The organism is Kitasatospora gansuensis, assembly GCF_014203705.1.
In the GTDB taxonomy this organism is placed as follows: Bacteria; Actinomycetota; Actinomycetes; order Streptomycetales; family Streptomycetaceae; genus Kitasatospora; species Kitasatospora gansuensis.
In genome coordinates, this window is sequence record NZ_JACHJR010000001.1 from 2578416 (window position 1) to 2591555 (window position 13140).

The 13140-nt window shown below is 71.2% G+C and carries 15 protein-coding genes; 1 reads left to right on the forward strand and 14 read right to left on the reverse strand.

Going from position 1 to position 13140, the window contains the following annotated elements; translation table 11 throughout:
- Positions 1–105 precede the first annotated feature (105 nt).
- From F4556_RS11200 to F4556_RS11220, 5 genes are all read right to left on the reverse strand, one after another.
- Positions 106–390: an acylphosphatase gene (locus F4556_RS11200; protein ID WP_184913902.1), complete on the reverse strand. Its 285-nt coding sequence runs from the start codon at positions 388–390 to the stop codon at positions 106–108.
- Positions 391–436: 46 nt separating this feature from the next.
- A complete protein-coding gene (locus F4556_RS11205; RefSeq protein WP_184913904.1) occupies positions 437–1051 on the reverse strand; it encodes a hypothetical protein in 615 nt (204 codons plus the stop codon).
- Positions 1048–2070, reverse strand: a complete 1023-nt coding sequence (locus F4556_RS11210; protein WP_184913906.1) for a WXG100 family type VII secretion target — start codon at positions 2068–2070, stop codon at positions 1048–1050. The genes F4556_RS11205 and F4556_RS11210 overlap by 4 nt, the downstream gene beginning before the upstream one ends.
- Positions 2067–2381, reverse strand: a complete 315-nt coding sequence (locus F4556_RS11215; protein ID WP_184913907.1) for a DUF2563 family protein — start codon at positions 2379–2381, stop codon at positions 2067–2069. Before F4556_RS11215 ends, F4556_RS11210 begins: the two co-directional genes overlap by 4 nt.
- Before the next feature lie 87 nt (positions 2382–2468).
- Positions 2469–3800: a hypothetical protein gene (locus F4556_RS11220; RefSeq protein ID WP_184913909.1), complete on the reverse strand. Its 1332-nt coding sequence runs from the start codon at positions 3798–3800 to the stop codon at positions 2469–2471.
- Between the two features lie 169 nt (positions 3801–3969).
- Between F4556_RS11220 and F4556_RS11225 the strand changes: the two genes are divergently transcribed.
- Positions 3970–4884, forward strand: coding sequence for a DMT family protein (locus F4556_RS11225; RefSeq protein ID WP_184913911.1), 915 nt, complete (start codon positions 3970–3972; stop codon positions 4882–4884).
- Between the two features lie 148 nt (positions 4885–5032).
- On the opposite strand, the gene mutM is transcribed toward F4556_RS11225, so the two are convergent.
- The 9 genes from mutM to recG all read right to left on the reverse strand — a co-directional run bounded on the left by mutM (position 5033) and on the right by recG (position 13129).
- Positions 5033–5887, reverse strand: coding sequence for a bifunctional DNA-formamidopyrimidine glycosylase/DNA-(apurinic or apyrimidinic site) lyase (gene mutM / locus F4556_RS11230; protein WP_184913914.1), 855 nt, complete (start codon positions 5885–5887; stop codon positions 5033–5035).
- Positions 5888–5909: 22 nt separating this feature from the next.
- Complete coding sequence (gene rnc / locus F4556_RS11235; RefSeq protein WP_184913916.1) at positions 5910–6683, reverse strand: ribonuclease III; 774 nt, start codon at positions 6681–6683, stop codon at positions 5910–5912.
- A gap of 19 nt (positions 6684–6702) precedes the next feature.
- Complete coding sequence (gene rpmF, locus F4556_RS11240; RefSeq protein ID WP_030056747.1) at positions 6703–6876, reverse strand: 50S ribosomal protein L32; 174 nt, start codon at positions 6874–6876, stop codon at positions 6703–6705.
- A 2-nt stretch (positions 6877–6878) separates the two neighbouring features.
- A complete protein-coding gene (locus F4556_RS11245) occupies positions 6879–7523 on the reverse strand; it encodes a YceD family protein (RefSeq protein ID WP_184913918.1) in 645 nt (214 codons plus the stop codon).
- Between the two features lie 142 nt (positions 7524–7665).
- Positions 7666–8847: an ATP synthase subunit B family protein gene (locus tag F4556_RS11250; RefSeq protein ID WP_313068261.1), complete on the reverse strand. Its 1182-nt coding sequence runs from the start codon at positions 8845–8847 to the stop codon at positions 7666–7668.
- A 196-nt stretch (positions 8848–9043) separates the two neighbouring features.
- Positions 9044–9532, reverse strand: coding sequence for a pantetheine-phosphate adenylyltransferase (gene coaD / locus F4556_RS11255; protein WP_057232264.1), 489 nt, complete (start codon positions 9530–9532; stop codon positions 9044–9046).
- A gap of 37 nt (positions 9533–9569) precedes the next feature.
- The gene (gene rsmD, locus F4556_RS11260) at positions 9570–10154 is read right to left on the reverse strand and encodes a 16S rRNA (guanine(966)-N(2))-methyltransferase RsmD (protein WP_184913922.1); all 585 of its coding nucleotides are present in this window, start codon (positions 10152–10154) and stop codon (positions 9570–9572) included.
- A 145-nt stretch (positions 10155–10299) separates the two neighbouring features.
- Positions 10300–10803 (reverse strand): hypothetical protein, encoded by a 504-nt coding sequence (locus tag F4556_RS11265; RefSeq protein ID WP_184913924.1) that lies wholly within the window; start codon positions 10801–10803, stop codon positions 10300–10302.
- 118 nt (positions 10804–10921) lie between these two features.
- Positions 10922–13129 (reverse strand): ATP-dependent DNA helicase RecG, encoded by a 2208-nt coding sequence (gene recG, locus F4556_RS11270; protein WP_184913926.1) that lies wholly within the window; start codon positions 13127–13129, stop codon positions 10922–10924.
- Positions 13130–13140 lie beyond the last annotated feature (11 nt).

Sequence of the window (13140 nt, forward strand, 5' to 3'; positions counted from 1 at the left end):
GTGTTCGGAGATGGATCACTGCTCGCTGCGGAGTCAACCACGAGTCTGCCCAGAAGGCAACCGCCTGACACCGGCAGTTGTGGCGAGGACTCCGGGTGGGCCCGGTCAGCGGATCGCGAAGCTGTCGTAACCGTCGCCGGTCGCGCTCCAGATCTCGGTGACACCGGTGACGGCGCCCGGGGTGCCGGGCCCGCGGAGCAGGGCCAGCAGCCGTTCGCAGTCCTGGTGACTGCCCTCCGCCACCACCTGCACCCGGCCGTCGCCGAGGTTGCTGGTGTACCCGGTCAGCCCGATCTCCATCGCCCGGGCCCGTGTCCACCAGCGGAAGCCGACCTCCTGGACCTTGCCGCGCACCCAGGCGGTGCAGCGGACCGGATCATCGCTGTGCATGGCGAGAACCCTATGCCCCGGAGCCACCAGCCCCGGGGCACAGGGGTCAGCGGGCGGTGCCGGCCAGCACCTGCGCCTGCTGGGCGTCCATCTCGATCGCGGCCAGCGAGCCGTCGGCGAAGTGCAGGTCGACCCGGTCGGACATCGAGTGGTGCCGCAGCTCGACCTTGCGCAGCTGCCCGTACGGGAGCTCGCCGAGCACAGCGACCCTGCCGATCGCGCCCTCGAAGATCACTGTCCGGCTGCCGGTGAGGACCAGCAGGGCACCGTCGTTGTCGGGCTGGCCGCCACCGATCGGGCTGTGCCGGACCGCGATCACGAACTGGCCGGCCTGGCTGGTCCAGCCGCCTTGCAGGCCACGGCCGCGGAACAACCGCCGAAGGTTGCGGAAGAAGCCGAAGATGCTTTCGTAGATCGCCTCGACGATCACCGCGATCAGGTCCAGCAGCACCATCAACCCGAGCAGGGCGGCCGGCGCGGGCTTCCCCCGCTGGTGCTTGCGCGGCACCCGGCGGATCAGGTCGCTGAGCTTCAGCTCCAGCACGGCGTGGATCTGCTCGTTCGGGTGCAGGTACGGCGCGACCAGCGGGCGGTACGAGTCACCGCCCAGTGGCCTGGGTTCGGTGAAGCCCTGGGGTGCTCCGTACTGACTCTGCATCATCCGAATGCCTCCTCGAGCCGGGCCTTGTCGACCCGGAACGGCTCTCCCTTGGGGCCGCCGTCCAGCTCACCGGTGACGGCGTCCACGGTGGCGTCGTCGGTGGCCGCGTCCAGCAGCGAGCCGGTGTAGTCGCCCGCGCCGATCACGGCGCCGACCCCGGTCGCGATGCCGCCCTTGACCGCGCCGAACACCATCTTGGTGCCCTGGGCGGCGGCGAACTCGCCGAGGTTGGCCACCGAGGGAGAGAGGAGCATGTCCTTGGTGGACTTCATCCGGTTCCCCATCCCACCGATCTTGCGGACCGCCTTCGCCGCCTTCAGCCCGTCCTTGATGGTCCTGAAGGACTTGCCGGCGCTCTGGATCGTCCGCACCTCCTCCATCAGCTTCTCCAGCGTTTTGGCGAGCCGCAGGGAGACCTGGGAAACCCGGGCGATGAAGACGGTGACCTCGGCCTCGACCACCAGCGCGTTGGCCACCGCGGCCAGGCCCAGGGTGAGGATGTCGACCAGGATCATCGCCGCCAGGGTGGCGATCAGGACCTCGATCGCCTCCCGGATCAGCTCGATCACCAGGTTCTCGGCCAGCTCGCAGGCGGCGGCGGCCTGGCTGATGATCTGGGCGACCTGGTTCATGTCGGCGGCGGTGGCGTCGATCGCCTCCACCACCTTGCCCATGTGGTTGCCGAACGCGACCGAGGCCTCGCCCTCCCACTGACCGGCCAGGGTCGAACCGCCCTGGCGCAGCTCGGTCGCGATGTCCTGCATGGCCTTGGCCTGGGCCTGCCACTCCTCGGCGGCGTTGGTGAGGGTCTCCAGCTCGCCGGTGACCTCCTCCAGCATGCTCATCAGCCCGGTGAACTCCAGGGCCTCGCGGACGATGTCGTCCAGGCCCGCGTCCAGCCCGTCGGCCACCGGGTTGCTGAAGCTCGGTAGCGGCAGGAGCGGCTCGTTGACGAAGTCCCGGGTCCACTTGAAGCCCGCGCCCACGTCCCCGAACGAGACGTCCGTACCGGCGATCACCGGGCACCCCCGTAGACCGAGGCGATCGCGTCGTCGTGGCTCGCGTAGTTGTCCGCCGAGTGCTGGAGGCCCTCGGCGGTCCCCGTGAGCACCTCCCGCAGGTCGGCGAAGTTCTGCTGCTCCGCCTCGGCGTGCTCCTGGTACGCCTCGAAGAGGTTCTGCGCGTCCGGCAGCTTGCCGAAGTCGTTCGAGTTCAGCGGCACCGAGGCCAGCCGGGACTGGATCTCGGCGATCCGCTCCGCCTGTGCGTCGATCAGTGCCGCGTACGCCCTGAGTGCGCCCGGTTCTACCCGGAAGCCTTGCTCCCCCATGAAACTGCCCCTTGCTGCTGTGCTGGCTGATCATCGTACTGTTAGCTCCCCGATGATCAGCGGGCAAGGGGCTTCACACCACCTGCCTCAGAAGCCCCCGAAGTCCCCTCCGCCTCCGAAGTCACCCCCGCCACCGCCGTCGAAGCCACCGAAGTCCGACGGGTTGAAGTCCGCACCGGAGTCGTCGCCGCCCTGGTAGCCCTCCCCGCCGGCCGCCCAGGCCGTGCCGGGCGAGGCGATCATCGAGCCGAGCATGGTGCCCACCAGCAGCCCCGGCAGCATCCCGCCGCCGAAGTACCCACCGGCCCACGGGCTGTACGCCGGGCCCGCGTTCCAGTACGGCTCCCGGCCGTGCTCGGTCTCCACCGTCCGGACCTCCGGCTCCTGACCCGCCGCCAGCCGAGCCGCGTCCGCCGCGCAGACCGGTACGGTCCGCCGGGCAGCGCCGACCGGGGCCCAGTCCGCGTCCTTGGCGGACGGGCCGTGCCGCGGGTCGAAGAAGCACGGCGGCCGGCGGTCCGGCAGCGGTCGCTGCTCCCGACGGGCCGTCAGGGTGGCCAGCGCGAACCGGCCGTCGGCCAGCGCCTCGGTCACCGGCCGGACCTGCTCCGGGGCGGTCGCCCGGCCCATCGCCAGCTTGGCCCCGTCGTAGCAGTCCAGCGCGTGCGCGTAGTCGGCCCGCTGGGCGTCGTCCGCCGAGGGGTCGCCGGGGGCGAAGTCCAGCCGGTCCAGCTCCTCGCCGAACGCGGTGATGTCCTCGTCCACCACCACCCGCAGCTTGGCGAGCGCGGCCTGCGCCTCCTCCTCCTTGCGCCGCTTCGACCGGCGGAACAGCAGGAACACGCCGGTGCCGGCCAGCGCCAGCAGGGCCACCGGCACCACGATCGCCGCCACCCCGACCCCGCCGTCGTCGGAGGAGGCCACCACGCCCTTGCCCTTGACCTGGCCGACCGCCTGGCCGACGAAGTCGTTCAACGTGCCGTTGATGTCGCCCGGGTGGGCCCGCAGCGCGGCACCCGCCAGGCTGTTCGCAGCGGCCGGGGAGATCGCCGCCGGGTCCGCGAAGGCCTTGAACTCCTCGCCCCGCCAGATCGCGTACAGGCCGGTCACCCCGACCCTGGTCCGCAGATCACGGGCCACCGTCTGGGCCGGGTACTGCTCGCTCGCCGGGACCACCGCGACGAAGACCGGCTTGTCGGCCGTCCTGATCCGCGCGGTCAGCGCGGCCGCGTCGGCCGCGGAGAACCGCCCGGTCATCGCCGGATCGACGTAGACCTGACCCTGTTTCAGCACCCGGGCCGCCTCCTCCACCCCGCTCGCCGCCGCCGAGGCGGCGGTGGCGGGCAGGAGCAGCAGAGCGGCCAGCACCAGCGCGAGGAGGGCGGTGGCTTTCGAGCGGCAGAGCTGCGTGGTTCTCATGTTTCGACGCTACTCGTGCGCACGGCCTTCGGCCCCATACCTCCGGTCGGCGTCTCCCCCGCCTTCGGGACGACCCCCGGTCCTCCTGGTGGCTGACTCGACCACCCGCCCGAGCGGGCATAGTGGTGCCTGATCCACCACGCCTGCCACATCCAGATCGGAGCACCCGGTGATCCTGGGCCTCGTCACCGCCGTCGCGGCATCCGCCTGCTACGGCATCGGCTCGGTACTCCAGGCGGTCGGCTCACGCCGCTCCGCCCGCGAGGAGGCGGCCGCCAACGGCCGCTCCGCCGGAGTCACCGAACACGGCGGACCCAACCTCTCCTCCACCGCCAAGGCCGCCGTCACCTGGGAGTTCATCCTCGGCACGGTGCTCGACCTGATCGGCTTCGGGCTCGGCGCACTGGCCGCCCGGCTGCTCCCGCTGTTCCTCTCCCAGACCATCATCAGCGCCAACCTGGTGGTCACCGCCGTGCTCAGCATCAAGCTGCTCGGCATCCGGCTGAAGCGGCCCGAATGGGCCTCGATCGCGATCCTGTGCGCCGCCCTGGTCCTGCTCGCGGTGGCGGCCGGGCCCGAGGGCGGGCACCACGCCGCGATGGCCGTGCACTGGTGGCTGCTGGGCGCCTCGATCGCCATCATCGGCGGCGGCGCGCTGATCGTCCGGCTGCTCGGGGCGAGCGGCGCGATCGTGGCCGGCCTGCTCTCCGGGCTCGGCTTCGGCGCACTCGGCGTCGGCGTCCGGATCCTGAACGGCATCGAGCCGTTCGACCTCGGGAAGCTGCTCTCCGACCCGGCCCTGTACGCGATCCTGATCGGCGGCATCGGCGGGATGTACCTGCACACCATCGCGCTGCAGATCGGCTCGGTGAACGGGGCGACCGCCGCCCTGGTGGTCGGCGAGACCGTCATCCCCGGCGCGGTCGGCGTCATCTGGCTCGGCGACTCCTCCCGGGCCGGCCTCGGCTGGCTGGCCGCCTTCGGCTTCGTCCTCGCCGTCGTCAGCGCGGTCGGCGTCGCCTACTACGGCCAGGGCGAACAGGACCTCTCCGAGGAAGCTGAACTCACCTCGGCGCTCAAGTGAGACGAGCCCCGCAGGGGCTCGGGGAACGGCGACGAGATCTGGCGTGCGGGTCAAAAAGCGAAAGTGCCTGACCACTTACGCACGGATCACCTTTTACGAGGTCGGCGTCGCGGTTCCCCGAGCCCCTGATGGCTGATGCCCGGAGGGCTTAGCGAGGCGGGCGTTGGCACTTGGGGCAGAAGTAGCTGGAGCGGTTCATCCACGGCTCGCGCCGGATGGCGGTGCCGCAGCGGCGGCACGGTTCGCCCTCGCGGCCGTAGGCGTCCAGCTCGCGGGAGAAGTAGCCGCTCTCGCCGTTCACGTTGACGTAGAGGCTGTCGAAGCTGGTGCCGCCCACCGCGAGGGCGGCGTTCATCACGTCGCGGGCGTGGCCGAGCAGGGTGGCGGCCTGGGGCCGGGTGAGGGTGGCGGTGGGGCGCTCGTAGTGCAGCTTGGCGCGCCAGAGCGACTCGTCGGCGTAGATGTTGCCGACCCCGCTGATCAGCGTCTGGTCGAGCAGGGCCCGCTTCACGGTGGTGCGCTTGGCCCGCAGCGCGGCTGTGAAGGCGGCGTCGTCGAAGCGGGCGTCCAGCGGGTCACGGGCGATGTGCGCGATCGAGAGCGGGGTGGACTCGGGGTCGCCGGGCTCGGACTCCTCGACCGCGAGGCCGCCGAAGGTGCGCTGGTCGACGAAGCGCAGTTCGCTCCCGCCGTCGGTGAACCGGAGTCGGACCCGCAGGTGGGTCTCGTCCGGCACCGAGGCGTCCTGGACCAGGAGTTGGCCGCTCATGCCGAGGTGGCCGATCAGCGCCTGGTCGCCGCCGAGCGGCACCCAGAGGTACTTGCCGCGGCGCTGCGCCTCCCCCAGGGTCGTCCCGGTCAGCCGGGCGGCGAACTCGTCCGCGCCGCCGGGCTGACGCCGGACCGACCGTGGGTGCAGCACCTGGGCCTCGGCCACGGTACGGCCTGCGGCCCAGCGGGCCAGGCCGCGCCTGACCACCTCGACCTCGGGTAGCTCGGGCACGCCTGCCGCCTCGACTCTGGTGTCAGCTGGTGGGGTTGAGCTGGTCCGCGTACTTGGCGCGGATGGCTCGCCAGGCGCTCTCGGCGGCCTTCTGCTCGGCTTCCTTCTTCGACCGCCCACTGCCGTGCCCGAAGTCCTCGCCGGCCACCCGGGCGGCGGCGTTGAAGGTCTTCTCGTGGTCCGGACCGGACTCGGCGACCACGTACTCGGGCACGCCGATACCCACCGAGGCGGTGAGTTCCTGGAGGCTGGTCTTCCAGTCCAGGCCCGCGCCCAGCTGAGAGGACTCCTCGATCAGCGGGTCGAACAGGCGGTGGACGAAGTCGGTCGCGGCGTCCAGCCCCTGGTCGAGGTAGATGGCGCCGATGACGGCTTCGACGGTGTCGGCGAGGATCGACGACTTGTCACGGCCACCGGTCCCCTCCTCGCCCTTGCCGAGCCTGATGAAGGTGCCCAGTTCGAGGCCGCGGCCGACCTCGGCCAGGGCACGCGAATTGACCACCGCGGCGCGCAGTTTGGCGAGCGTGCCCTCGGCGACCTCCGGGTGGAGGCGGTAGAGCGTGTCCGTCACGACCAGGCCCAGCACCGAGTCGCCGAGGAACTCCAGGCGCTCGTTGGTGGGCAGCCCGCCGTTCTCGTAGGCGAAGCTACGGTGCGTCAGGGCACGCACCAGAAGGGCGCGCTCGAGTACGAACCCGAGGCGCCCTTCCAGAACGTCGTATTCGGTCGAAGCCGGACCGCCGGCCTTGCTCCCGTTGGCAGGAGCCGACTTGCGGGGTGAGTTACTGTCCGACATCGATCCGTACACCCGCCGATCAGACCGAGAGGACCTGGCGACGGTTGTACGTGCCGCAGCTCGGGCACGCGATGTGACCCAGCTTCGGCTCGTGGCAGCGGTCACACGCCACCAGGGCCGGAACAACGGCCTTCCAGTTGGACCGACGGTGGCGCGTGTTGCTGCGCGACATCTTCCGCTTCGGAACAGCCACGGCTACTTCTCCTGGTTCTCGGCTCCACCCTCACGGGTGTCGCTGTTCTTGATTCCGTCACCCTCGTCGCCGGGGGCGGCGGAGAGTCCCTGCAGAGCCGCCCACCGGGGGTCGGCGGCGTCGTGGTGGTGGTCCGGGTCGTCGCTCAGGCGCGCTCCGCATTCGGAGCACAGGCCCAGGCAGTCTTCCTGGCACACCGGCTGCAACGGCAGTGCGAGCACCACCGCGTCACGCAGCACCGGCTGGAGGTCGAAGAAATCGCCCTCCAGGCGGTAAGTCTCGTCTTCCGAGTCCTCGTCGAGGTCGTCGGCCCCGGCGGTCCGGGCGCGGTGACGCTCGTCGGACTCGGGGTAGTAGTACAGCTCCTGGAACTCGACCCGCAGGCGGTCCTCGACCGGCTCCAGGCAGCGGACGCACTCGCCCTCGACCCCGGCCCGGGCGCGGCCGGTCACCAGCACGCCCTCGACCACGGACTCCAGCCGGAGCTCGATCGCGATCTCGCTCTTCACCGGGACGGCGATGACATCGATGATGCCCAGCCCCTCCGGGGCCTCCACGACGCGTTCGACCTTGCGCAGCGATCCCGGGCGACGGCCGAGCTCATGCGTGTCGAACACGAGCGGGTCGCGGTGGTCGAGGCGGTTCAAGGTGTCCTGACTTCCTGGAGGCGGCACGCATCCCTGCGTGGCGCGGATTTGGTTCGATCCGGCTGCTTCGAGGCAGCAGAACAGCCCAGCAACGAACAGGCCGGAGTGGTCAGACTACCGGACACTCCGGCCTGGCCCAACTTCACCTGCCGCCGAGCTCCCGGAGCCGGGTCATGTCGATCATGCTGGTGTCGAAGAAGCTGGTCTCGTCCAGCGCGGCCTGCTGCGGCACCTGGGCGGCCTGCTGCGGGTAGCCGTAGGCGTCGTACGCCTGCTGCTCCTGCGGCTGCTCCTGGTAGACCGGCTGCTGCTGGTAGCCGTAGTCGAAGCCCTGGGTGCCCTGGGTGTCGAAGCCCTGGCCGCCGTAACTGGGCTGCGGCTGCTGCGGGTAGCCGTACGGGTCGGTCTGCGGCTGGCCGGCCGGGTCGTAGCCGCCGCCGTAGACCTCGTTGTACTGCGGGGCCGCGTACTGGTCGGCCTCCGGGGCCTGCCAGCCGGCCGCCGCCGGGGTCGGCTCGGGCCAGCTCTGCTGCTGCGGGACCTCGGCCCGGTACCAGGGCTGCTCCTCGCCGTTGGCGTCGAAGCCACCGCCGCCGGCCGGGTCGAAGCCGCCCTCGGAGAAGCCGGCCGCGACCGCCTCGGCCCGGTCCTTGAGCTGCTGGGCCTCGTCGGCGGCGGCCAGGTAGGCGCCCAGCTCGTCGATCGAGGCCTTGCCGAGCAGCTTGTCCCGGCCCTTGCCGACCGCTTCGAGGGTCTTGCTGAGCACCGTCTCCAGGGTGGCCAGCTTCACATCGACGTACTCGTCGACCTCGGGGCTCGGGCTGACCCGGGAGCGGAACTCCTCGCCGTCGGTCTCGGCCTCGTCGAAGGGCTGCTCGAAGACGCTGGCGTCGCCGCGCAGCTTGGTCCGGCCGCGGCCGACCGCGCCGAGCGTCTTGGTGAGCACCACCTCGAAGTTGGCCAGCTTGGAGTCGACGTAGTCGTCCGCCTCGGCCAGCTTGGTCTGCACCTCGGCCTTGGCCTCGCCGAGGATCCGGTCCGCCTCGGCCTGGGCGCGCAGCACCACCTCGGTGTCGGAGATCAGCGAGCCGCGCTCGCTGTGCGCACCCTGGATGATCTGGTCGGCCTGGGCCTGGGCGTCCGCGACCACCTGCTCGTGGTCGGCCATCACCGACTGGGCCTGGGCGAGTTCGGCGGGCAGCGCCTCACGGAGCTGCTGGAGCAGGCCGACCAGCTCGGCCCGGTTCACCACGCAGGACGCCGACATGGGCATCGAGCGGGCGTTCTCCACCGCCGTGACGATCGCGTCAAGTCTGTTCTGCACGTCCACGGGGGCTTCTGTCTTTCCGTGTGCCGCCGAGCTGCGGCGGAGGCAGTGCCCTTCGGCGTGGCGCCTCCGGGCAGGAGTACAGACTGTACGTCCAGAGCGGGGGGAGCTCACAACGCCCGAGGCCAGCCGCTCGGCCGGGCGGGGGACGGTATGTGACGCTTCGCCAGCGCTCACCCGATTTGTTCGGGTGCTACTGCTTCGCCCGCTCGGCGATCCGCTCGACCAGCCGGCGGTTCACCGTCTCCGGCAGCAGGTGCGAGACGTCGCCCCCGTACGAGGCGACCTCCTTGACCAGGGTGGAGGAGAGGAAGCTGTAGGTCGGCGAGGTCGGCACGAAGAGCGTCTCGACACCGCTCAGGCCGCGGTTCATCTGAGCCATCTGCAGCTCGTAGTCGAAGTCGCTGACCGCCCGCAGGCCCTTGATGATCGCCGGGATGCCGCGCTCCCGGCAGAAGTCCACCAGCAGGCCGTAGTGCGACTCGACCACGATGTTGCCGTACTGGGCGGTGGTCTCCTCGATCAGCGCGATCCGCTCCTCGACGGTGAACATGCCCTGCTTGTTCTTGTTGATCGCCACGGCGACATGGACCACGTCGTACAGCTTCGAAGCACGCTCGATGATGTCGAGGTGCCCGTTGGTGATGGGGTCGAAGGAACCCGGGCAGACGGCGCGGCGCATGGCATGGACTCCCTTGTGGGGCCTGATGGGTGGGCTGCTACGAGTCTTCGGCAGGTCCGTTGGCGGCGCGACCGTACCAGAGGGTCCCCTCGCCGTAGCGGCGGGAGCGCTCGGCCTCGAAACCCTCGGGCCAGCCGAACTCGCCGCCCCTCGTGCTGCGTTCCACGGTGACGAGTGCGTCCGGCGTGAGCCAGCCCCCGGCCAGGAGTGTGACCAGTATCTCCCGCACCTCGTCGTCGGTGACGGAGTACGGCGGGTCCAGGAAGAGCAGGTCGTACGGCGCCTCCGGGGCCCGGCCCGCGATCACCCGTTCGGCCCGGTCGGCCCGCACCTCGGCGCCCGGCAGGGCGACGATCCGGACGTTCTCCCGGATCACCTTCGCGGCGCCGGCGTCCGCCTCCACCAGCAGGACGTGCGCGGCGCCCCGGGACAGCGCCTCCAGGCCGACCGCGCCCGATCCGCCGAACAGGTCGAGCATCCGGGCCCCGTGCAGGGTGCCGCGCAGCGAGGCCAGGGTGGAGAACATCGCCTCCCGCGCCTTGTCGGAGGTCGGGCGGGTGGTCCGTCCTGGCAGTACGGACAGACGGCGGCCACCGGCCACCCCGGCGATCACGCGGGTCATGAGAAGTGCGGTCCCTTCCTGGGTGCACCCTGCCTGGATGCACCTGACACGCTATCCGCTGGCCGGCCGCCGGGCGCACGCGCAGCGGCGCGGGCGCCCACCGACCGCCGTCGGTGAACGCCCGCGCCGCTGACTACGGAGGGGCCTACTCGGCCGCGCCGACGATGCTCGGCGAGGCGTACCGGGACCAGGACAGGCAGCCGTCGGGCGGGCAGTACTCGGGCTTGCGCGGGTCGTGGCCGAGCTCGCGCAGCTTGGTGCGGACGGAGTCGGGCGTCCGGCCGAAGCGGGCGGCGATCCGGGCCACCGTGTCGCCGTCGTGGAACCGGCGGGTCAGCTCCTCCTCGTGCTGCGGCACCCAGGGGGCACCGTGGCCGGGGTACAGCTCGCGCAGCACGTCGCGGTCGGGGATGGGCTCGGAGACGTCGGCGACGATGGCCATCGCCCGCAGCGCGCGGTTCAGCGCGATCCGCAGGTTGGCCACGTCCTCCACCGGCAGGCGCAGCTTGCCGGTGGCGAGCGGGGTGGCGGCGGCGCCCTCGCGCCAGCCGGTCAGGGTGAGCGTGACCTCACGGTCGTCCTCGCTGGCCAGCTCGATCCGGAAGACCTTGTCGCCCAGCGGAAGCTCGTTGAGATGACGGAAAGCCAAGGCGGAACCCCCAGGTGTCGTGCCGGGAACGCACCTTGGGGGTGCGTCCCGAACAACTACATTCTCTCCTCCGGCACTGACAATTCCGGGGCTCCAACAGCCTTGCCGAGCAGGGGAATTAGCCCTTTTCCAGGTACTCCGCGCGGTCCTCGTCGAGCAGGCTCTCCAGGGCGGTGCGCAGCTCCGGATGAGCGGCCAGCGTCGGGTCCTCGGCGACCAGCTTGGCGGCCTCCTCGCGGGCGGTCGCGATGACCTCCTCGTCGTCCAGCACCGAGAGCACCTTGAGCGAGGACTTCACCCCGGACTGCGCCTGGCCGAGCACGTCGCCCTCGCGGCGCTGCTCCAGGTCGATCCGGGACAGCTCGAAGCCGTCCAGGGTGCCGGCCACCGCGTCCAGCCGGGCCCGGGCCGCGCTGGCCGCGGGCATGTCGCTGACCAGCAGGCAGAGCCCGGGGGCCGAGCCGCGGCCGACCCGGCCGCGCAGCTGGTGCAGCTGGGAGACGCCGAACCGGTCGGCGTCCAGGATCACCATCGCGGTCGAGTTGGGGACGTTTACGCCGACCTCGATCACCGTGGTGGCGACCAGCACGTCGACCTGCCCGGCCGCGAACCGGCGCATCACGTCGTCCTTGGCCTCCGGCGTCAGCCGCCCGTGCAGGATCTCCACCCGCAGCCCGGCCAGCGGCCCCTTGGTGAGCATCTCGGCGGTCTCCACCACCGAGAGTGGCGGCCGCTTCTCGTCGCTCGCGGCGCCGAGGTCCTCCGGGTCGTCCGTCACCGCCTTGCGCTTCTTCTTCCCCGGCGCGTCCGGCGGCTCGTCGCCGATCCGGGGGCAGACCACGTACGCCTGGTGGCCCTTGCCGACCTCCTCGCGGACCCGCTCCCAGGCCCGGGCCAGGAAGTTGGGCTTCTCCACGGCGGGCACCACATGGGTGGAGATCGGCGAACGCCCGGCCGGCAGCTGGTCCAGCACCGAGGTCTCCAGGTCGCCGAAGACCGTCATCGCCACCGTGCGCGGGATCGGCGTGGCCGTCATCACCAGCAGGTGCGGCGGCTGCTCCCCCTTGGCCCGCAGCGCGTCCCGCTGCTCGACGCCGAACCGGTGCTGCTCGTCCACCACCACCAGGCCGAGGTCCTGGAACTGCACCTTGTCCTCGATCAGCGCGTGCGTCCCGATCGCGATCCCGGCGTCCCCGCAGGCCATGTCGAGCATCGCCTGCCGCCGCGCGGCCGTCCCCATCGACCCGGTCAGCAGCACCACCTTCGTCCCCAGGTCGGAGCCGCCCAGCATGCCGCCCTCCGCCAAGTCCCCCATCATCTCGACGATCGACCGGTGGTGCTGCTGCGCCAGCACCTCGGTCGGCGCCAGCAGCACCGCCTGCCCACCCGCGTCCACCACGGCCAGCATGGCCCGCAGCGCCACCATGGTCTTTCCAGAACCGACCTCGCCCTGGAGCAGGCGGTGCATCGGGTGTTCGGTGGCCAGGTCAGTGAAGATCTCGGCGGAGACGGTCTTCTGTCCGTCCGTCAGCTCGAACGGGAGGCGGGCGTCGAAGGCGTCCAGCAGGCCGTCGGGGACGGGCTTGCGGGCGATGGCGGGGAGGGCGGAGTCGGCGGCCCGGCGCTGGGCCAGGGCAACCTGGAGGACGAAGGCCTCGTCCCAGCGCAGGCGGTCCTGGGCGCGCTCCTTGTCGGCCTGGTTGCGCGGGCGGTGGATCAGCTCCAGGGCCTCGGGGAGCGGGATCAGCTCGTGCTTCTCCCGCAGCTCGGCGGGGAGCGGTTCGCCGACGTCGGCGAGGTGCTTGTCGAGGGCCACCTCGACGCAGAGCGAGAGCTTCCAGCTGGGCATCTGGGCGCTCGCGGGGTAGACCGGGATCAGCCGTCCGGCGAACTTGTCGGCCTCCGGGGCGCCGTCCTCGGCGTCGATCAACTGGTAGTCGGGCGAGGCGAGTTGGCGCTTGCCGTTGAAGACGCCGACCTTGCCGGCGAACAGGCCCTGGGAGCCGGTGCGGAGGTCCTTCTGCCGCCAGCCCTGGTTGAAGAAGACCAGGCTGAGCCGCCCGCGCCCGTCGGTGACCACCACTTCGAGGCGGTCGCCCTTGCGGGCCTTGAACGGGATCAGGGTGACCTTCTCGATCCGGGCCAGCACGGTGACGTGCTCGTCCACCTCGAGGTCGTCCAGGCTGGTGAGCTGGCCGCGTTCCACGTACCGCCGGGGGTAGTGGTGCAGCAGGTCGCCGACCGTGCGCAGCTTGAGGCTGTCGGCCAGCACCTTGGCGGTGCGGTCGCCGACCAGCTTGGTCAGAGATTCATCGAGAGCGCCCATCGGACCTATTG

What these genes read in the sequence shown, in the direction of transcription:
- F4556_RS11205 (WP_184913904.1), bottom strand. Translation starts at nt 1,051, where the DNA reads ATGATGCAGAGTCAGTACGGAGCACCCCAGGGCTTCACCGAACCCAGG.
- recG (WP_184913926.1), bottom strand. Translation starts at nt 13,129, where the DNA reads ATGGGCGCTCTCGATGAATCTCTGACCAAGCTGGTCGGCGACCGCACC.
- F4556_RS11200 (WP_184913902.1), bottom strand. Translation starts at nt 390, where the DNA reads ATGCACAGCGATGATCCGGTCCGCTGCACCGCCTGGGTGCGCGGCAAG.
- F4556_RS11215 (WP_184913907.1), bottom strand. Translation starts at nt 2,381, where the DNA reads ATGGGGGAGCAAGGCTTCCGGGTAGAACCGGGCGCACTCAGGGCGTAC.
- rsmD (WP_184913922.1), bottom strand. Translation starts at nt 10,154, where the DNA reads ATGACCCGCGTGATCGCCGGGGTGGCCGGTGGCCGCCGTCTGTCCGTA.
- coaD (WP_057232264.1), bottom strand. Translation starts at nt 9,532, where the DNA reads ATGCGCCGCGCCGTCTGCCCGGGTTCCTTCGACCCCATCACCAACGGG.
- F4556_RS11220 (WP_184913909.1), bottom strand. Translation starts at nt 3,800, where the DNA reads ATGAGAACCACGCAGCTCTGCCGCTCGAAAGCCACCGCCCTCCTCGCG.
- rnc (WP_184913916.1), bottom strand. Translation starts at nt 6,683, where the DNA reads ATGTCGGACAGTAACTCACCCCGCAAGTCGGCTCCTGCCAACGGGAGC.